Annotated in this window: 15 protein-coding genes; 7 read left to right on the top strand and 8 right to left on the bottom strand. The window is 75.0% G+C overall.

Going from position 1 to position 18,475, the window contains the following annotated elements; translation table 11 throughout:
• Positions 1-133 precede the first annotated feature (133 nt).
• Positions 134-1,810 carry a malate synthase A gene (aceB, locus tag RF644_RS12050; protein WP_176475396.1) on the top strand — a complete coding sequence of 559 codons (1,677 nt, stop codon included), beginning with the start codon at positions 134-136 and terminating at the stop codon, positions 1,808-1,810.
• Here the strand turns inward: aceB and gluQRS are convergent.
• Positions 1,732-2,733, bottom strand: coding sequence for a tRNA glutamyl-Q(34) synthetase GluQRS (gene gluQRS, locus RF644_RS12045; protein WP_368796682.1), 1,002 nt, complete (start codon positions 2,731-2,733; stop codon positions 1,732-1,734). The two genes, aceB and gluQRS, sit on opposite strands and share 79 nt — an antisense overlap.
• 40 nt (positions 2,734-2,773) lie before the next feature.
• On the opposite strand from gluQRS, the gene RF644_RS12040 reads away from it, so the two are divergent.
• Positions 2,774-3,667, top strand: a complete 894-nt coding sequence (locus tag RF644_RS12040; protein ID WP_017832458.1) for an MBL fold metallo-hydrolase — start codon at positions 2,774-2,776, stop codon at positions 3,665-3,667.
• On the opposite strand, the gene RF644_RS12035 is transcribed toward RF644_RS12040, so the two are convergent.
• Entirely contained in the window at positions 3,600-4,448 is an 849-nt protein-coding gene (locus tag RF644_RS12035) for a phosphatase PAP2 family protein (RefSeq protein WP_368796681.1), read from the bottom strand. The two genes, RF644_RS12040 and RF644_RS12035, sit on opposite strands and share 68 nt — an antisense overlap.
• Positions 4,449-4,578: 130 nt before the next feature.
• On the opposite strand from RF644_RS12035, the gene RF644_RS12030 reads away from it, so the two are divergent.
• Positions 4,579-5,592, top strand: coding sequence for an o-succinylbenzoate synthase (locus RF644_RS12030; RefSeq protein WP_368796680.1), 1,014 nt, complete (start codon positions 4,579-4,581; stop codon positions 5,590-5,592).
• Here RF644_RS12030 and RF644_RS12025 read toward each other — a convergent pair.
• The gene (locus RF644_RS12025) at positions 5,583-5,993 is read right to left on the bottom strand and encodes a hypothetical protein (protein WP_368796679.1); all 411 of its coding nucleotides are present in this window, start codon (positions 5,991-5,993) and stop codon (positions 5,583-5,585) included. The two genes, RF644_RS12030 and RF644_RS12025, sit on opposite strands and share 10 nt — an antisense overlap.
• 376 nt (positions 5,994-6,369) lie before the next feature.
• Between RF644_RS12025 and RF644_RS12020 the strand changes: the two genes are divergently transcribed.
• Positions 6,370-8,568, top strand: a complete 2,199-nt coding sequence (locus RF644_RS12020; protein WP_368796677.1) for a PhoX family phosphatase — start codon at positions 6,370-6,372, stop codon at positions 8,566-8,568.
• 94 nt (positions 8,569-8,662) lie between these two features.
• A complete protein-coding gene (gene menD / locus RF644_RS12015) occupies positions 8,663-10,435 on the top strand; it encodes a 2-succinyl-5-enolpyruvyl-6-hydroxy-3-cyclohexene-1-carboxylic-acid synthase (RefSeq protein ID WP_368796676.1) in 1,773 nt (590 codons plus the stop codon).
• 114 nt (positions 10,436-10,549) lie between these two features.
• On the opposite strand, the gene RF644_RS12010 is transcribed toward menD, so the two are convergent.
• The 5 genes from RF644_RS12010 to RF644_RS11990 all read right to left on the bottom strand — a co-directional run bounded on the left by RF644_RS12010 (position 10,550) and on the right by RF644_RS11990 (position 16,314).
• Positions 10,550-11,938, bottom strand: coding sequence for an MFS transporter (locus RF644_RS12010; RefSeq protein ID WP_368796675.1), 1,389 nt, complete (start codon positions 11,936-11,938; stop codon positions 10,550-10,552).
• Positions 11,939-12,177: 239 nt separating this feature from the next.
• Complete coding sequence (locus RF644_RS12005) at positions 12,178-12,912, bottom strand: amino acid ABC transporter ATP-binding protein (protein ID WP_217905729.1); 735 nt, start codon at positions 12,910-12,912, stop codon at positions 12,178-12,180.
• A 97-nt stretch (positions 12,913-13,009) separates the two neighbouring features.
• A complete protein-coding gene (locus tag RF644_RS12000) occupies positions 13,010-13,804 on the bottom strand; it encodes an amino acid ABC transporter permease (RefSeq protein WP_323633109.1) in 795 nt (264 codons plus the stop codon).
• A 76-nt stretch (positions 13,805-13,880) separates the two neighbouring features.
• Entirely contained in the window at positions 13,881-14,726 is an 846-nt protein-coding gene (locus RF644_RS11995) for an ABC transporter substrate-binding protein (RefSeq protein WP_368796674.1), read from the bottom strand.
• A 124-nt stretch (positions 14,727-14,850) separates the two neighbouring features.
• Complete coding sequence (locus tag RF644_RS11990; protein WP_368796673.1) at positions 14,851-16,314, bottom strand: isochorismate synthase MenF; 1,464 nt, start codon at positions 16,312-16,314, stop codon at positions 14,851-14,853.
• Between the two features lie 150 nt (positions 16,315-16,464).
• Between RF644_RS11990 and RF644_RS11985 the strand changes: the two genes are divergently transcribed.
• Together RF644_RS11985 and RF644_RS11980 are read left to right on the top strand one after the other, a co-directional pair.
• Positions 16,465-17,178: a demethylmenaquinone methyltransferase gene (locus RF644_RS11985; protein ID WP_368796672.1), complete on the top strand. Its 714-nt coding sequence runs from the start codon at positions 16,465-16,467 to the stop codon at positions 17,176-17,178.
• Entirely contained in the window at positions 17,175-18,470 is a 1,296-nt protein-coding gene (locus tag RF644_RS11980; protein WP_368796671.1) for a geranylgeranyl reductase family protein, read from the top strand. The genes RF644_RS11985 and RF644_RS11980 overlap by 4 nt, the downstream gene beginning before the upstream one ends.
• Positions 18,471-18,475: the final 5 nt, after the last annotated feature.

The following is an 18,475-nucleotide window of genomic DNA, read 5'->3' as shown; positions in this document are numbered from 1 at the left end:
CCGAACGGCCGTGACCGGCCGGGGGCCCGACAGGGTCCCCGGCCGCGCCGCATCCGACGACGACCCGCTCCGGCGCCCTCCGGAGCCGCCCCACCCGAACTCCCCAGGACACTCTTCAGGCGAGGACCCAGCCATGATGACCATGACCAGCAACCCCGTGACGATCAACGGCGTGACCCTCACCGGTCACCACGTGCCCCGGCAGAACAGTGTGCTCACCCCCGACGCGCTCGGCTTCCTCGCGGCCCTGCACCGCGAGTTCGAGCCCCGCCGGCGCGAGCTGCTGGCCGCCCGCGAGGAGCGGCGCAAGGCGATCGCCCGCGGCACCGACCCCACGTTCCTGCCCGAGACGCGGAGGATCCGCGAGGACGACTCCTGGCGCGTGCCCCCGCCCCCGCCCGGGCTCGAGGACCGCCGCGTGGAGATCACCGGTCCCACCGAGCGGAAGATGACCATCAACGCCCTCAACTCCGGGGCGAAGGTGTGGCTCGCGGACATGGAGGACGCCAACACCCCGCACTGGACGAACGTGGTCACCAACCAGCTCAACCTCATCGACGCGCTCGAGGGGACCATCGAGTTCACCAACCCGGACGGCAAGAAGTACGCGCTGAAGAACAGGGACGCCCGGGCCAACCCGACCATCGTGGTGCGGCCCCGCGGGTGGCACTTCGAGGAAAGGCACCTGTCCGTGCGGGACGAGCCCATCGCGGGCGCCATCGTGGACTTCGGCCTGTACTTCTTCCACAACGCGCGCCGGCTCAAGAAGCTCGGCCTGGGCCCCTACTTCTACCTGCCCAAGACCGAGTCCCACCAGGAGGCGCGGCTGTGGCACGACATCTTCAGCCGGGCGGAGTCCATGCTGGGGACGGACCGCGGCACCATCCGCGCCACCGTGCTGATCGAGACGATCACCGCGGCCTTCGAGATGGAGGAGATCCTCCACGAGCTCGGGGAGCACGCCGCGGGGCTCAACGCCGGCCGCTGGGACTACATCTTCTCCATCATCAAGAACTTCCGGACCCGCGGGCCCCGCTTCATCCTCCCGGACCGCAACGCGGTGACCATGACGCAGCCGTTCATGCGGGCCTACACCGAGCAGCTCGTGCGGGCCTGCCACCGCCGCGGGGCGATGGCCATCGGCGGGATGGCCGCGTTCATCCCCTCCCGCCGGGACGAGGAGGTCAACCGCACCGCGATCGAGAAGGTGCAGGCCGACAAGACCCGCGAGGCCGAGGACGGGTTCGACGGATCCTGGGTGGCCCACCCCGACCTGGTCCCCGTGTGCCGCGAGGTCTTCGACGCGGTGCTCGGCGACCGCCCGAACCAGCTGGACCGGCTCCGCGAGGACGTGGTGCCCGACGACAAGGCGCTCATCGACATCGCCTCGGCCGAGGGGAGGATCACCGAGGTGGGGATCCGCAACAACGTGGAGGTGGGGATCCGCTACATCGAGGCGTGGCTGCGCGGCAACGGCGCCGTGGGCATCCACAACCTGATGGAGGACGCCGCGACCGCGGAGATCTCCCGCTCCCAGATCTGGCAGTGGGTGAACACCCGCGCCATCACGGACGAGGGCGAGGAGATCACCCGGGACTGGGTGCAGGAGCTGCTGGAGGAGGAGTTCGCGAGGATCGAGCGCGCCGAGGGCGACCGCTTCGACGACGCCCGCGCCATCTTCGAGGAGGTGGCCCTGGGCGACGACTACCCCGCGTTCCTGACCACCCCCGCCTACGAGCGGTTCCTGGCCGAGCCCGAGGACCCGCACGCCCCGGAGGAGGCCGGCACCTCCGCGTCCTCGCGCGCCTGAGCGGCCCACCGGGCCGGGTCCACGACCCAGGGCGTCCGGGGCAGGACGTCCTCGTCGAACACGGCGAGGACGTCCTGCGCCGACCGGACCGGTCCGGGGAGGCCCAGCGACGCGGCCATCCAGCCCAGCACCTCCTCGGCGCCGTGACCCCCCGCGGCGAGCTCGGCGGGGGTCACGGCGCCGTCCCGCTTGGCGAGGCGCTGCCCGTGCGCGTTGAGCACGAGCGGCACGTGCACCCACTCCGGCTCGTCCAGACCGAGCACCGAGGCCAGGTACGCCTGCCGGGGGGTCGAGGGCAGCAGGTCGTCGCCCCGGACCACCTGGTCCACGCCCTGGTGGGCGTCGTCGAGGACCACCGCGAGGTTGTAGGCGGGGCGGCCGTCGGTGCGCAGCAGCACGAAGTCGTCGACGAGCCCCGTGAACGCCCCGGCCCAGCGGTCCACGACCGTGCGGGAGCGCACGTCCGCGCGCAGCCGCACCGCCGGGGGCCGCGCCCGGCGGCGCCGCGCCCGCTCGGCGTCGCCGAGGTCCCGGCACGTGCCCGGATAGGCGCCCGGCGCCCCGTGCGGCGCGCTCGCGGCCGCCTGCACCTCCCGGCGCGTGCAGTAGCACTCGTAGGTGCGCCCCGCCGCGGTGAGACGCTCCACCACGGCCCGGTGCTCGGCCTCCCGCGAGGACTGCAGCAGGGGCGGGCCGTCCCAGTCGAGGCCCAGCCGGGCGAGGTCCGCGAGCTGCCGCTCGGCCGCCCCCGGCCGCACCCGGTCGATGTCCTCGACGCGCAGGACGAAGCCCCGGCCCGTGGAGCGCGCGAGGGCCCACGCGAGCAGCGCCGTGCGGAGGTTGCCGAGGTGGAGGTCCCCCGAGGGGGACGGAGCATAGCGGCCGGCGCCTCCGGCCGCACGGCCCGAGGACGGAACGGTCATGGTTGCCAGGATAGCCAGCGGCGGTCGGTACCCTGGTCGGGTGGCGCGCATCAACGAAATCCGCGACGGCGTCTTCGCCGTGAGCACGGACAACTGGAGGCTGAACTCCGGGGTCGTGCTCGGGTCCCGTCGCGCCCTCGTGATCGACACGGGCGCGGGCCCGCGCCAGGCCCGCGAGATCCTGGAGGCCGTCCGCTCGCTCACGGGGCTGCCGCTGACGGTGGTGAACACCCACGCCCACTACGACCACTTCCTGGGCAACGCCGTGTTCCAGCGCGCCGGGGCCGAGGACTTCTGGGCGCACCGCGGCTGCGCGGCGGCGATCCAGGCGCACGGCGACTTCCAGCGCTCCTTCGTGGGCACCCACGAGCCCGAGATGGCCGCCGCCGAGGGGCCGGACACCCGTCTCGTCGTGCCCAACCGGCATCTGCCGGGCACGGGCCGGCGCCCCGCCCTGACCCGGGTGGACCTGGGGGAGCGGGCGGCGGTGCTCTTCTCCTTCGGCCCGGGCCACACCGACAACGACCTCTGCGTGGGCGTCGACGACGTCGTGTTCACCGGCGACCTCGTGGAGCAGGGCGCCGACCCCAGCTTCGACGACTCCTACCCGCGGGGCTGGGCCACGGCCCTCGAGAGCCTGGCCGCCCTCGACCGGTACCAGGTCTTCGTCCCCGGCCACGGCAATCCGGTGGAGCGCGGCTTCGTGCTCCAGCAGGCCCGGCTCATGCGCACCGCGATCGAGCGGGTGGACGCGAGCGAGGCCGCCGCGGCGCAGCCGGACGGCATGCGGCCCGTGACGGCCTCGATGTTCCGCCTGCCCTACAACCCGGGGGCGGCGCGGATCCTCCTGGACCGACTCGAGCGGATCAGGGCCGAGGACGCCGCGACCGAGGAGCTTGCAGCGCTGTCAGCGCCGCTGCCGCCAGGAGACTGACCCCGAGGATCGCCGCGCACGCCGCGACCGCCGCCCAGCCCCCGCCCGGCACGCGCAGGGCCGCCCACAGCGGCAGCAGGCCGACCAGCAGGGCCCCCGCGCCGGAGGCGGCCAGCAGGGCGGTCAGGCCCCCGCCGGGCGCGGGTCGCTCCACGGGCCCGGTCAGGCGCAGCACGAGCCCGCCCAGGGCGGCCCAGCCCGCCACGACCAGCAGGGACGCCACGACGTCCGAGGGCCGGTGCCAGCCGTTCAGCAGCGTGGCCACCCCGGTCGCGGTCGTGGCGGCCGCCCCCAGCAGCCCGACCACCGGCCGGGAGGGGGCGGGGGCCGCGAGCAGCACCACCGCCACGGCGGCGGCCGCGGCGGCCGTGTGCCCGGACGGGAAGGAGTTGACGGCGACCTCCTGGATCCCGAGGTCCGGCTTCTCCAGCAGCACCCGCTTGAGCAGCTGGACCGTGAGGTTGGAGAGCACGACCACCGCCGCCCCGACCACCGCCGGGGCGAGGCACCGGGAGCGCACGGCCAGGACCGCGAGGCACAGGGCGGAGACGGCGCCCACCACCCACGGGACCGAGTCGAGCAGCTGGGCGGCGCGGTCGGAGAGGTCGGGGAAGGCGCCGCTCGCCTGGCGCAGGGCCAGCTCGTCGAGCCACTGCCCGGTCGCGGTGGTGAGGGCCACGACCCCGACCAGCGCGGCCGACGCCCACAGGGCGGCGGCGCCGAGCAGGTGGCCCAGGACCTGCAGGACGGTGGGTGCGGGGCGGCGGGCGATCGTGGTCATCGAGCTCCTGGGCGGTGGTGCGGATCGTCGGGGCGCGGGCACGGCCGCGGCCGTGCGGGCACCCGCGGAGCCCTCATCATTCCACGCACGGATCGGAGCGGGCTGAGAGGCGCCGCCTAGGCTGGGGAGCATGCTTCCCGCCGTGGTCCTGCCCCCGCTCGACGACCTGCTCGCGCACGCGCACGTCGTCGCCCTGCCGATGCGGGTGCGCTTCCGCGGCGTCGACGTGCGCGAGTCGGTGCTCCTGCGCGGCCCGGCGGGGTGGGGGGAGTTCGGCCCGTTCCCCGAGTACGGGGACGCCGAGGCCGGCGCCTGGCTCCGCGCCGCGGTCGACGCCGCGTGGCACGGCTTCCCGGCGCCCCGGCGCACGCGCATCCCCGTGAACGCGACCGTGCCCGCCGTGCCGGCGGCCCGGGTCGGGGAGGTCCTCGCCGGGTTCGGGGGCGGGGTGCGTGCCGTGAAGATCAAGGTCGCCGAGCGCGCCCAGGGGCCGGGGGACGACGACGCCCGGGTCGCGGCCGTGCGGGCCCTGCTGCCGGAGGCCGAGCTGCGGGTGGACGCCAACGGCGGGTGGGACGTGCCCACGGCCCTCGCGGCCCTGGAGCGGCTCGGGCGGCACGGGCTCGCGTACGCGGAGCAGCCCGTGCCCACGATCGAGGGCCTCGCCGCCGTCCGGGAGGGCCTCGCCGACCGGGGCGTGCCGGTGCTGGTGGCCGCGGACGAGTCCGTGCGCAAGGAGGACGACCCCCTGGCGGTGGCCCGGGCGGGCGCCGCCGACCTGCTCGTGGTCAAGGCGGCTCCGCTGGGCGGGGTGCGCCGGGCCCTGGACGTGGTCGCGCAGGCCGGCCTGCCGGCGGTGGTCAGCTCCGCCCTGGACACCTCGGTGGGCATCCGGGCGGGTCTCGCGCTCGCCGCCGCCCTGCCCGAGCTCCCGTACGCCTGCGGGCTAGGGACGGTGTCCCTCATGCGGGCGGACGTCCTGCGGGAGCCGCTGCGGCCGGTGGGCGGGATGCTCGAGCTGCGGGACGCGGTCCCGGACCCCGCGCTGCTGGCGCGCCACGCCGTGCCCGCCGACCGTCGCCGGTGGTGGCTGGAGCGGCTGCGCCGCGTGCACGCCCTGGCAGGGTTCGCGCCTCAGCCCTGAGCCACGACCCCCAGGACCTCGGCCCGGAGCCGGTCCAGGTCCACCGGCTCGCCCTCGTGCAGCCCGTGGCCCCGGACCCAGGCCCGGGCGGCGCGCCACACGTCGTCGCAGCCGAGCTCCATGTCGGGGTGGGCGGCGCCGATCCGGGTCTGGGCCGTGTGCTCGGGGTCGTCGCCCGTGAAGGAGAAGACCGCCACGGGGCTGCAGGCGAGCCCCACCACCCCGCGGACGGAGGCGATGATCCGTCCGTGCAGGCAGTCCCCCGGGTGGAGGTCCCACGCGCGGTGGACGCTCAGGCAGTCCACGGCCGCACGCCGGTACCCGCGCGCGCCGTGCTCGTGCGGAACGTTCCCCCCGTGCTCCCGCGGGGACAGCAGTCCCCCCTCTGGTTCGGTGTGCATCGCGCGCCTCCTCCGCCGGTGTCCCGGCCGGCTCCGCCGCCGCGGCGGCACGGCCCGTGGGCGGATCGAGCAGAAGGAGGGGGGTCTTCCGTACGTTCCCGGTCACGGTCCGGGGCGCTGGACGGATGGGACGGCCTGACGCCTCGAGCATCCCAGAACCGGGGCGGCCGCGGAATCCGCCCGCGCATTGTTTCTTTGAGTGAACTCGGCCCGGAACGGACCCGCTGATCAGGGGCGGATGGGTCCCCGGCCGGTCACTGCCCGTTCACCTGCGGTTCGCACGGCCGCCCCCGGGGCCTCACCGGGCGGTGGTGCAGTGGCGGAGCACCCGTTCCCCGACCGCGGTCCGCCGCGGGCCCCGTCCCCTGGGAGAGCCATGACCGAAACCGCCAAGCGCACCGTCCTGCCCCTGCTCGGCCACACGCGCGGCAAGCGCAGCCCCGTCACGTGCCAGCTCAAGTGCGGCAGCGCCTGCGCCGGACCGGAGTGCAACACCTCCGGCAACGGCTACTTCCGCGACATCGCGAGCGCCGCGCTGTCCCGCCGCTCCGCCCTGGGCCTGGGCGCCGCGGCGGCCGTGACCGTCGGCGTCGTCGGCGCCACCCCGGAGACCGCCCAGGCCCACGGCCGCGGACGCTCCGGGCTGTCCTTCGCGCCCATCGCCCCCGTCCCGAACACCGTGGACGACCTCACGGTCCCCGAGGGCTTCGACTGGTCCCCGATCATCCGCTGGGGCGACCCCTTGTTCGCGGACTCCCCGGAGTTCGACCCCCTCCAGCAGACCCCGGAGTCCCAGGCGGGCCAGTTCGGCTACAACAGCGACTACCTGGACATCCTCCAGGACCGCGGCGGACGCAGCGGAGTGCTCGTGAACAACCACGAGTACACCAACGAGAACCTCATGTTCCCCGCCGAGCAGCAGGACGACCTCCAGCGTGTGGCCCGGGTGGCCATGGCCGCCCACGGCATGTCCGTCGTGGAGATCGCCCGCACCGGCCCCGGCCGGCCCTGGTCCTACGTCCGCGGCGGCGCCCGCAACCGGCGCATCACCCTGAGCACGCCCTTCACCGTGGACGGCCCGGCCGCCGGCTCCGCGCTGCTGAGGACGCAGGACGACCCGACCGGCACCGTGGTCCTCGGCACGCAGAACAACTGCGCCGGGGGCACCACCCCGTGGGGCACCGTCCTGTCCGGCGAGGAGAACTTCAACCAGTACTTCAAGGGCAACGGCTCCGCCGAGCAGAAGCGCTACGGGATCGCCGCCGAGGCCCCGAGCCGGCGCTGGCACGAGGTGGACCCCCGCTTCGACTCGACCCAGCCTGGCTACGCGAACGAGCCGAACCGCTTCGGCTGGGTCGTGGAGCTCGACCCCCAGGACCCCGCCTCCACCCCGGTCAAGCACACCGCCCTGGGCCGCTTCAAGCACGAGGGCGCCAACGTGCGCGTGGCCGAGGACGGCACCGTGGTGGCCTACTCCGGCGACGACGAGCGCTTCGACTACCTCTACAAGTTCGTCTCCGCCCAGAAGTACGTCGAGGGCGACCGCGCGCACAACATGACGCTGCTCTCCGAGGGCAACCTGTACGTCGCGAAGTTCACCGGGGACACCGCGGCCGAGATCGACGGCTCCGGCCGGGTGCCCTCCGACGGCGCGTTCGACGGCTCCGGCGAGTGGCTGCCCCTGGTGGTGGACGGGAAGTCGGCCGTGACCGGCATGTCCGTGGAGGAGGTCCTGGTGTTCACCCGCCTGGCCGCGGACCAGGTCGGCGCCACCAAGATGGACCGCCCCGAGGACGTCGAGCCCTCCCCGCACACCGGCAAGGTCTACGTGGCGCTGACCAACAACACCGACCGCGGCACCCCGGGCAAGGCCGGCCCGGACGAGGCCAACCCGCGCACCCAGAACCGCGACGGGCACGTCATCGAGATCACGGAGCGCCACCACCGTGCCGACGCCACCGAGTTCGGCTGGAACATCCTCCTCGTCGCCGGGGACCCGGCGAAGAACGCCTCCACCTACTTCTCCGGCTACCCGGTGGAGAAGGTCTCCCCGATATCCTGCCCGGACAACCTGGCCTTCGACTCGGAGGGCAACCTGTGGATCTCCACGGACGGCGCCCCGGGGACCATCGGCTACAACGACGGACTGTTCAAGGTGGGACTGTCCGGGCGCGAGCGCGGCAACGTCGAGCAGTTCCTCGCCGTGCCGCAGGACGCCGAGACCTGCGGGCCCGTGATCCACGACCGCGAGCGCATGGTCTACGTGGCCGTGCAGCACCCGGGCGAGGACGGCTCCTTCGAGGAGCCCCGCTCCTACTTCCCGGACTACGTGGTGGAGACCCGCCAGGGCGAGGGCGAGTGGTCCCTGCCGCGGCCGTCCGTGGCCCAGGTCTTCGCCGTGGACCGGGCCGGGGAGCCCGAGTTCCCCGGTGCGATCCACGACCGGCCGGGCCGCGGCCGCAACCAGCACAAGCGGCGCAAGAACGGCGAGCGCGGGCCCCGCTACCGCGGCTACAAGGGCAAGGCCACCGCGGAGACGAAGGCGGCGGCGCGGACCGCGTCCCGCTCCTACTGAGCCCCGCCTCCGGAGGCGTCCGGAGCCCACCGGTCCCCGGCCCGCCCCGCGGCGGGCCGGGGACCGCTGCGTTCCCGGACTACCCTGGTCTCCTGTGACCACACCCTCTCTCGACACCGCCCGCACCGTCCTCGAGGAGCTCGTCGCCGCCGGGATGCGGCACCTCGTCGTGGCCCCCGGCTCCCGGTCCGCGCCGCTGGCCTACGCCGCGGCGGCCGCCCAGGCCGCCGGGGCCCTCGAGGTCCACGTGCGGGTGGACGAGCGGGGCGCGGCGTTCACCGCCCTCGGCATCGCACGGGCCACCGGCCGGCCGGCCGGGGTGCTCACCACCTCGGGCACGGCCGTGGGCAACCTGCTCCCCGCGGTGCTGGAGGCCGACCACGCCGAGGTGCCCCTCGTGGTGCTCTCCGCCGACCGCCCGCCGGAGCTGCGGGGCACCGGCGCCAACCAGACCACCCGCCAGCCCGGGATCTTCGGCGACCACGTGCGCGCCGCCGTGGACCTCCTCCCGGACGACGACGTGCCCGCCCGGCTCGAGGAGGTCCTCGCCGCCCTGGCCGGCCGTGGACCGCAGGGGCCCCGGCCGGCGGGACCGGTCCAGCTCAACGTGGCCCTGCGCGAGCCGCTGCACCCAGCGCCGGAGGACGGCCCGGCGCTCGCGGCCCGGGCCCGGCTGCTGGCCGCCCGGACGGGAGCACGGCCGGACCCGGGGCCGGTCGCGGTGGTGGCCGGACCCGTCGCGGTCCCGCCGCCGGACGCCGGGACGGCGCGCTCCGTCGTCGTCGCCGGGGACGGCGCCGGACCGGACGCGGCACGCTTCGCCGAGGCGTGCGGACTGCCGCTGCTCGCGGAGCCCTCCTCGAACGCGCGCGGCGGCCCGCACGCCGTGGGGGCCTACCGGCTGCTGCTGGACTCCCCGCTGGGCCGGCGGATCGAGCGGGTCCTGCTCGTGGGCCGGCCCACGCTCTCCCGCCCGGTCGGGGCCCTGCTCGCCCGGGAGGACGTCGCCACCGCGGCCGTGCGGCCGGCACCCGTGGCCTGGTACGAGCCCGGGCGGCGCCGTGAGCGGGTGCTCACGAGCTGGGCCGAGGCGGCCGCCTTCACCGGCGGCGGCGCCCCCGGCTGGGCGCAGGCCTGGCGGGAGGCGGGCGCCGCCGCGGACGGCGCCGTCGCCGGGCTGCTCGCCGCCGAGCCGCCGGGGCGGGCCACGGGTCCGGCCGTGGCCGCCGCGGTGTGGGAGGCCTGCCGACGGGACGGGGCCGTGCTGCTGGCGGGCTCCTCCAACCCGGTGCGCGACCTCGACCTGGCCGCCCGGCCCGGCCCCGGCTCCCCGCTCGTGCTCGCCAACCGGGGGCTCGCCGGGATCGACGGGACGGTGGCCACGGCCGCCGGCGCGGCGCTCGGCGGGGGCCGGCCGGTCCGCGCCCTCCTGGGCGACCTGACGTTCCTGCACGACGTCTCGTCCCTGCTGCTGGGCCCGGGCGAGCGCGAGCCCGACCTCCAGCTCGTGGTCCTCAACGACGGCGGCGGGGGGATCTTCACGACCCTGGAGCACGGTGCGCTGGGGGAGCAGGAGGAGTACCGGGCGGTCGTGGAGCGGTTCTTCGGCACCCCGCACGCGGCTCGGCTCGACGCGCTGTGCGCCGGCTACGGCGTGGCCCACCGGCGTGCGGCCGGCGTCGCCGAGCTCGAGCAGGCGCTCGCCGCGCCCGTGCGGGGGCGCTCGGTCCTGGAGGTCGTGGTGGAGCGGCGCGGGCTGCGGGACCTGCACGCCCGGATCCGGGCCGCCGTCGCCCGGGCCGCCGCGGAGGCCGCCGCGCAGGACACGGCTCCGGACACCGGTGCAGGAGACCGCACCGGCCGCTGAGGGGTCTCGAGGTGCGCCGGGTGCCCTGCGCCGGCCGGCGCCCCGGGGCCGGGGACGCGGACGGGCCCCGACCCCTGGCGAGGGGGACGGGGCCCGGAGGCTGTGCCGCGGGGGTCAGCCGCGGACGGTGGGCGCCTCGCGCTCGGCGGGCGCCTGCGGGTGCCCGGCGAGCTCCTCCACCCGGTGCTCGGCCTCCTCCAGCCCGCGCTGGTGGGGCACCACGAGGGTGACCAGCGCACCGAGCAGGGCCACGCCGGCGAAGACGTAGAACGCCTGGGGGCCGCCGAAGCCGGCCGCGGCGAGCCAGCCGCCGATGATCGGGCCGAAGATGCCGCCGAACCGGCCCATGCTGGCGCAGAACGCCACGCCGGCGGCCCGGGCGTTGGTGGTGTAGTAGTTCGACTGGAACCCGTAGACCAGGACCTGGGTGCCGATGGTGCCCACGCCGGCCACGGCGATGAAGAGGAACAGCAGCGGCAGCGGGAAGCTGAAGGTCATCAGGACCAGGGCGATCGCGGCCAGCGCGAAGGTCGTGGCGATCATCCGCTGCGGGCCGGTGCGGTCCGCGAGGCGGGAGGCCAGCAGGCCGCCGACCAGGGCGGAGCCGTTGAGCACGAGGACGAAGTACAGCGGGCTGATGCTGTGGCCGTAGCCGTTCATGATGACGGCGAGCCAGGTGTTCAGCCCGTAGGTGAGCAGCAGGCCGCAGAAGGACATGAAGCCCAGCAGGATCGAGGCCAGGGCGAACTGCCTGGAGAACACGGCCGCGTAGCCGGTCCTGCGCGGTGCGGCCCCCACCGTCTGGATGACCTGCTCCTCGATCAGCGGGACGCCGGTCCGGAGGGCGACGGCCTCGGCCCGCTCGGTCTCGCCGCGGGTGAGCAGCCAGCGCGGGGACTCGGGGAGCTTCCACAGCATGAGCGGGACGAGCAGGAGGAGGGGGAGGGCCCCGATCATGAAGAGCCCGCGCCAGCTCAGGTCGGCGAGGAAGGCGATGCCCACGAGGGCGGCGAAGACGCCGCCGGCGGGGATGCCGGAGTAGACGATGCCGTTGTAGAACTGGCGGCGGCCGGCGGGGGCGAACTCGGCCATGGTGGCGCCGGCGGTGGCGATCACGAGGCCGAGGCCGATGCCGGTGAGGAAGCGCATCGCGCCGAAGGCCAGCACGCTGGTGGTGAGCGCGGTGACGAACATGCCCACGGAGAACCAGGCGACACCGGTGATCAGCAGCCGGCGGCGGCCGAAGAAGTCGCCGATTGCCCCGCAGACGAGCGAGCCGATGAGCACGCCGATGAGGGCGTAGGAGCCCACCAGGCCGGCGACGGCCGGCTCCAGGGTCCCGATCTGGGTGGGGTCGGCGAGCAGGCCCGGCAGGACCACGCCGTAGATGACGAGGTCGTAGCCGTCGAAGAGCAGGGCGAGGCAGATGATGAACGCCACGAAGCGGGCGGTCCTCTGCTCGAGCAGCGGGTTCTCCGCGATGATGGTGTGTGGTCGGATCATGTTCCCCGGGACCTCTCTGGGCAGCGCGTGGACAAGGCAGGAAGCGGGGGAGACCGGCGGTGCGTCCCCTGGCTGCGTCCAGCCTGGCAGAGCTGTGATCCGGGTCATATGAGGCAAAGACCCAGGGATCCACCAGGGGGTGATTCACATGCCTGGGGTATTGATGTCCTCGATCGGGTCTGTCGCGGATATGAGTCCGGGCCCGTCGTCCGCAGACGGCGGGCCCGGACCGCGCCGGGTCACTGCTCCGGGGCCTGCACCTGCGTGGGGTTGAGCACGCGGGAGAGGAACGCCTGGGTGCGGGGCTCGCGGGGGTGGCGGATCACCTCGGCGGCGGGGCCCTCCTCGACGACCACCCCGCCGTCCATGAACACCACCTTGTCGGCGACGTCGCGGGCGAACTCCATCTCGTGGGTGACCACGAGCATGGTCATGCCCTCGGCGGCGAGGTTGCGCATGATGGCCAGGACGTCGCCCACCGTCTCGGGGTCGAGGGCGGAGGTCGGCTCGTCGAAGAGCATGAGGGACGGGTCCATCGACAGGGCCCGGGCGATCGCCACGCGCTGCTGCTGCCCGCCGGAGAGCTGGTCGGGGTAGTTGTCCGCCTTCTCGGCCAGGCCCACGCGCTCCAGGTTGCCGCGGGCGATCCGCTCGGCCTCGGCCCGGTCCCGCTTGAGCACCTTGAGCTGGGCCACGGTGCAGTTCTCGAGCACGTTCAGGTGCGGGAACAGGTTGAACTGCTGGAAGACCATGCCCACGTGCCGGCGCATCCGGTCGACGTCGGCCTCGGGGTCGGTGACCTCGAAGTCGCCGATCGTGATCCGCCCCTGCTGGGGGGTCTCGAGCAGGTTGACGCAGCGCAGCAGCGTGGACTTGCCGGAGCCGGAGGGGCCGATGAGGCAGACCACCTGGCCGGCGCCGACGCTGAGGGAGATGCCCTTGAGGACCTCGAGGGAGCCGTAGGACTTGTGCAGGCCCTCGACGACGACGGAGGCCGCGTCCGCGAGGCCGTCGGCGCCGCCGGGCCCGGACCGGGGAGTGGGGGAGGATGCAGTGCTCACAGTCAGGCTCCTAGGACTTCTTCATGCGGTCGGTCTTGGACTCGAAGCGGCGGGTCAGGATGCCCAGGGGCACCGTGATGATGAGGTAGCAGACACCCGCCACCACCAGCGGCGTGAGCCCCGCCCCGGCACCGGAGATGGCCTCGCGGCCGTACTTGGTGAGCTCGTACTGGCCCACGCCCATGCCCAGCAGGTAGACCAGCGACGAGTCCTTGGTCAGCAGGATCACCTCGTTGGTCAGCGGGGGCAGCACGATCCGCAGCGCCTGCGGGATGACGATCGTGACCATGGCCCGGGCGTGGGACATGCCCAGGGAGCGCGCGGCCTCGTACTGGCCCTTCGGCACGGCCTGCAGACCCGCCCGCAGGGACTCCGCGATGTAGGCGGCGGCCACGAGGCCCAGGGCGATCATCACCGTGACGTAGTGGTTGAAGCGGAAGCCGAAGGCCAGCGGGATGCCGTAGCCGAAGGCGAGGAAGACCAGCAGGGCGGGCACGCCGCGGAAGAACTCGATGTAGATCGTGGCCAGCCACCGGTAGGGCGCCACGGACGAGAGCTTCATGAGCGCGAGCACCACACCGCCGGTGAGGCCGACCACGAAGCCGAGGAGCGTGTAGATGAGCGTGTTCTTCAGCGCGACCACGATGATGCCGGGGAACTGCTGGGCCGCGATGGCCGGGTTGAACACCTTCTCGACCAGCAGCGGCCAGTCGGCGACCGCGACGAGGGCGAGGACGACGAGGATCAGGACGGCGTACTGGACGCCGCGGGAGAGCCGTGCTCTCTGGTGCATGGTCATGGCCATGGGTTGGTCCGTTCTGGGTGGTACGGGTGGGACGGTGACGGGGCCGGCGTCCCGGGTGCGGGTCGCCGGCCCCGGGTCAGTTCTCCTGGACGGGGATCCACGTCTCGACGATCTTCTCGAGCGTGCCGTCCTCCTCGATGCGGTCCAGGGTGGCGTCGACCGCGCCGAGCATCGCCTCGTCGCCCTTCGCCACGGCCACGCCGAGCTGGTCGTCGAGGTCGGCGGTCTCCTGCACCACGAAGTCCGGGTCGTCCTGGGCGTGCTGGGCGATCGCCGTGACGTCGTCGAGCACCGCGTCCACGCTCCCGGTGCTGAGCCCGGTGAACAGCGTGGTGGCGTCCTCGAACTGGACGGCGTTGAGGCCGAGCTCCCGGGCCTGGGTCTCGCCGACCGTGCCCTGCATGACCCCGACCCGCACCTGCTCCTCGCGGGCGGCGTCGATCGAGCCGACCCCGTCCTCCCCGTCGGTCACGAGGCCGACCTCGTTGTCGTAGTAGGGGTCGGAGAAGTCCATCACCGTCCGCCGCTCCTCGGTGATGGACAGGGCGGAGATCGCGACGTCGCACTGGTCGGTCTCGAGGGCCGCGCCGGACTGGATCGACTCGAAGGCGAGCGTGACGTTCTTCATCTCCACGCCGAGGTCCTCGGCGATCTCCCGGCCGAGGTCCATGTCGAGGCCGACCATCTCGCCGCCCTCCTCCATCTCGAACGGCGGGTAGTTGGACTCCGAGCACACGGTGAGGAACCCGGGCTCCACCAGGGCCACGGCCGAGGACGCGGTGGGCCCCGCGGTCTCCCCGCCGCCGTCCGCGGCCTCCCCGGAGGGGCTCTCGGACGTGCAGGCGGTCAGGGCGAGGGCGGCGATCGCGAACAGCGCCGCCAGCGCGTGCGCGCGGGACGGGCGGGTCGTCGGACGGGGCATGCGGGGTTCCTCCGGTGGGAGCAGTGGTCGTCGGCGCGGACGGGCCGGGCGCGGGCCCGGCCCTGCGGGGCGGTGGCCCCGCGCGTGTTCGGGCACCAGGATACGGTGCGAGCCCGGCTCCGGCTCAGCCGGCGGACAGGCCCGGGGCGGGCACGAGGCGCTCCGGGGCCCCGGCGGCCCGCTGCCCCAGGGCCTGGAGCATCGGCCGCAGCTTCGCCCAGGTCTCGGCCAGCTCGGACTCGGGGTCGGAGGCGGCCACGATGCCGCACCCGGCGTAGAGCCGCACCGTGCGCTCGTCCTCCTGCACCGCGCCGCGCAGGGCGATGCCCCAGTCCCCGTTGCCGGCCGCGTCGAGCCAGCCGACCGGGCCGGCGTAGAGTCCCCGGTCCATCTGCTCCAGCTCCGGGATCGCGGCGGCGGCCACCGCCGTGGGCGTCCCGCACACCGCGGCGGTGGGGTGCAGGGCCTCGGCGAGCTCGAGGGAGGACGGCGGGTCCCCGGCCGGGCCCGGGCGCAGCGCGGCGGTGACGTCCGAGGCGAGGTGCCACACGTTGGGCAGCTCGAGGATGAACGGCTCCGGGGAGGTCGTGACGGCGTCGGTGTAGGGGGCCAGCGACGCCTCGAGGGAGTCGATCGCGAACCCGTGCTCGTGCTGCTGCTTCTCCGACTCGCCGAGCACCCGCGCGGCGTACTCGTGCGGGTCCTCGTCCGGGGGCGCGGCGTCCCGGTCCAGGGTGCCGGCGAGGACCCGGGCGTGGGCCACGCCGTCGAGGACCCGCACCAGCATCTCGGGGGTGGCCCCCATGAGCCGGCCCGCGCCCGCAGGGTCCCCGCCGAGGCCCACGCAGTACGTCCAGCACTGCTCGTAGCGCCGGGCGAGGTCCCGCACCACGGCCACGGCGTCCAGCGGGGCGTCCGTGCGCGCCACGACGTCCCGGGCCAGGACCAGCTTCTCCATCCGGCCGGAGCGGATGCGCTCGACGCCCTCGCGCACCGCCTCCGTCCACTCGTGCTCGCCCAGGGTCCCGGAGGACAGCCGGACCACGGCCGCCGCCCCGGGCGGCCCGCCCGCGGCGGGCGGGCGCCCCGGGGCGGAGCCGATCCGGCGCAGCCAGGCGGCCGCGACGTCGTCGGCGCCCAGCGCGAAGGGGGTCCCGGGGGCCACGGCCACCACGAGGGTCGCCCACGCGACGTCGCCCCGGCGGCCCACGAGCAGCTCCGGGACCACGAGCCCGGAGTCCACGGCGGAGGCGGTCGCGAACGTGAACGCGCCGAAGGCGGCCAGCCCGGTCCCGGGCACACCCACGCGGTCCTCGACCACGGCCGCGCCGGCCAGGTCGTCCCACCACACGCGGGCCGCCGTGAACCGGTCCGCGCCGCGCACCGTGTGCTCGGCGGCCCGGCCCCAGGCCACGAGTCCGCGCCCGTCCACCGTCCAGGTGAGCAGCTCCGGTCCGGCGAGCAGGTCCCGCAGGTCCGGGGCGGGCGCGGGGTCCGCGCCCAGCGCGGACAGCGGCACGGTCAGGGCGTGCAGCACGGGGACCGGCGGGACGGGTGCGGGGTCGGCGGCGGGGGCGGTGGGAGACATCGCCCCCCAGTCTAGGCCGACCGCCGGACAGCCCCTGGCCCCGATCCCGCGGGCGGGGCCGCCGGGAGGGCGTCCGGGGCGGGCATCCGGGGCGGACGCCGGGGGAGGGGCCCGGGCGGGGGCGTCGGAGCGAGGTGCGACAATGACCGGGTGAACCGAGCAGACCTGTCCAAGCAGCCGCACGAAGTCTCCGCCATGTTCGACGACGTGGCGCCCCGCTACGACCTCGTCAACGACATCCTCTCGCTGGGGCGGACCCGCGGCTGGCGCAGGGTGGTCGCGGAGGCCGTCGGCGCCGCCCCGGGGGAGAAGGTCCTCGACCTCGCCGCCGGGACCGGGACCTCGTCCGAGCCGTACGCGGACGCGGGCGTCGACGTCGTGGCCGCGGACCTCTCGCTCGGGATGATCGAGGTGGGCCGCGCCCGCCGCCCCGACATCGAGTTCGTCCAGGCCGACGCCACCCGGCTGCCGTTCGCGGACGCGTCCTTCGACGCCGTGACCATCTCCTTCGGGCTGCGCAACATCCAGGACTACCGCCGCGCGCTCGCCGAGATGCTGCGGGTCGCCCGGCCGGGCGGCCGGCTCGTGATCTGCGAGTTCTCGACCCCCACGGCCGCCCCGCTGCGCACCGTCTACACGGAGTACCTCATGAAGGCGCTGCCCGGCATCGCCGCGCGCGCGGCGTCCAACCCGGAGGCCTACCGGTACCTCGCCGAGTCCATCGCGGCGTGGCCCGACCAGGAGGACCTCGCCGCCGAGATCCTCGCGGCCGGCTGGACGGGCGTGCAGTACCGCAACCTCACCGGCGGCATCGTGGCCGTGCACCGGGCCGTCAAGCCCGCCGCGGACGCCCCCGCCCGATGAGGGCCCTCGTCCTCGGCGGCGGCCCCGCCGGCGCCACGGCCGGGTACTGGCTCGCGGCGCACGGGATCGAGGTCACCGTCCTGGAGAAGACCGCGTTCCCGCGGGAGAAGGTCTGCGGGGACGGGCTGACCCCGCGCGCCGTGCGCGAGATGCGGCTCATGGGCCTCCCGCACGGTCCCGAGCTCGGCTACGCCCGCAACCGGGGGCTGCGGCTCGTGGCCCGCGAGCGCAGCGTCGAGGTGCCGTGGCCCGAGCTGAGCGACTTCCCGCCCTACGGGCTCGTGCGCACCCGGCTGGGCTTCGACGAGCACCTGGCCGGGCACGCCCGCGCCGCCGGGGCCCGGGTGCTCGAGCGCCGGGCCGTGACCGGGGTGCTCCGCGACGGCTCCGGCCGGGTCGTCGGCGCCCGCGCCAACGTCCTCGACGCCGCCGGGCGGCGCACCGGCGAGACCGAGGAGCACCGGGCGGACGTCGTGCTCGCCGCCGACGGCAACTCCTCCCGCACCGCGGTGTCCGCCGGGCTGCACAAGCGGGACGACCGCCCGATGGGGGTGGCGGTGCGCGCCTACTTCGAGTCCCCGCGCTCGGACCTGGACTGGATGGAGGGCTGGCTCGAGCTCACCGACGGCACCGACCCGCAGCGGGCGCTGCTGCCGGGCTACGGCTGGGTCTTCGGCGTCGGGGACGGCACCGCCAACGTGGGACTCGGGATCCTGGACACCTCCCCGGCGTTCGGGGCCCTGGACTACCGGAAGGTGCTCGCGGACTGGACCGCGTCCATGCCCGCCGAGTGGACGTTCGACGAGGGGCACCGCCGCGGCCGCGTGCTCGGCGCGGCCCTGCCGATGGCCTTCAACCGCACGCCGCACCACGTCCCGGGGATGCTGCTGCTGGGCGACGCCGCGGGCCTCGTCTCCCCGTTCAACGGGGAGGGCATCTCCAACGCGATGGAGTCCGCCCGCTACGCCGCCGAGCACGTCGTGGCGGCCGCGGCCGCCAACGGCCCCGCCCAGCGCGAGCTCGTGCTCGCCGGCTACCCCGACCGGGTCCGGCAGGAGTGGGGCGCGCACTTCACCCAGGGCCGGGTCCTGGCCCAGCTCATCGGCAGCCCCGCCGTGATGAAGGCGGCCGTGCGCACCGGCATGGCCGTGCCCGCGCTGATGCGCTTCGTGGTCCGGGTCATGACGGAGCTCTCCGACCGCCCCGCCGCCACGTGGGAGGACCGGGTGGTCTCCCTCCTGGACGCCCTGACGCCCGCGACCGGCAACACCCGCCCCCCGAAAACTCGCTAGAGTGG

The sequence above is a fragment of the Kocuria sp. CPCC 205258 genome (assembly GCF_040981005.1).
GTDB classification, from domain to species: Bacteria; Actinomycetota; Actinomycetes; order Actinomycetales; family Micrococcaceae; genus Kocuria; species Kocuria rosea.
Note: the sequence above shows the minus strand (reverse complement) of the source record. Positions and strands in the feature narration are given on the sequence as shown.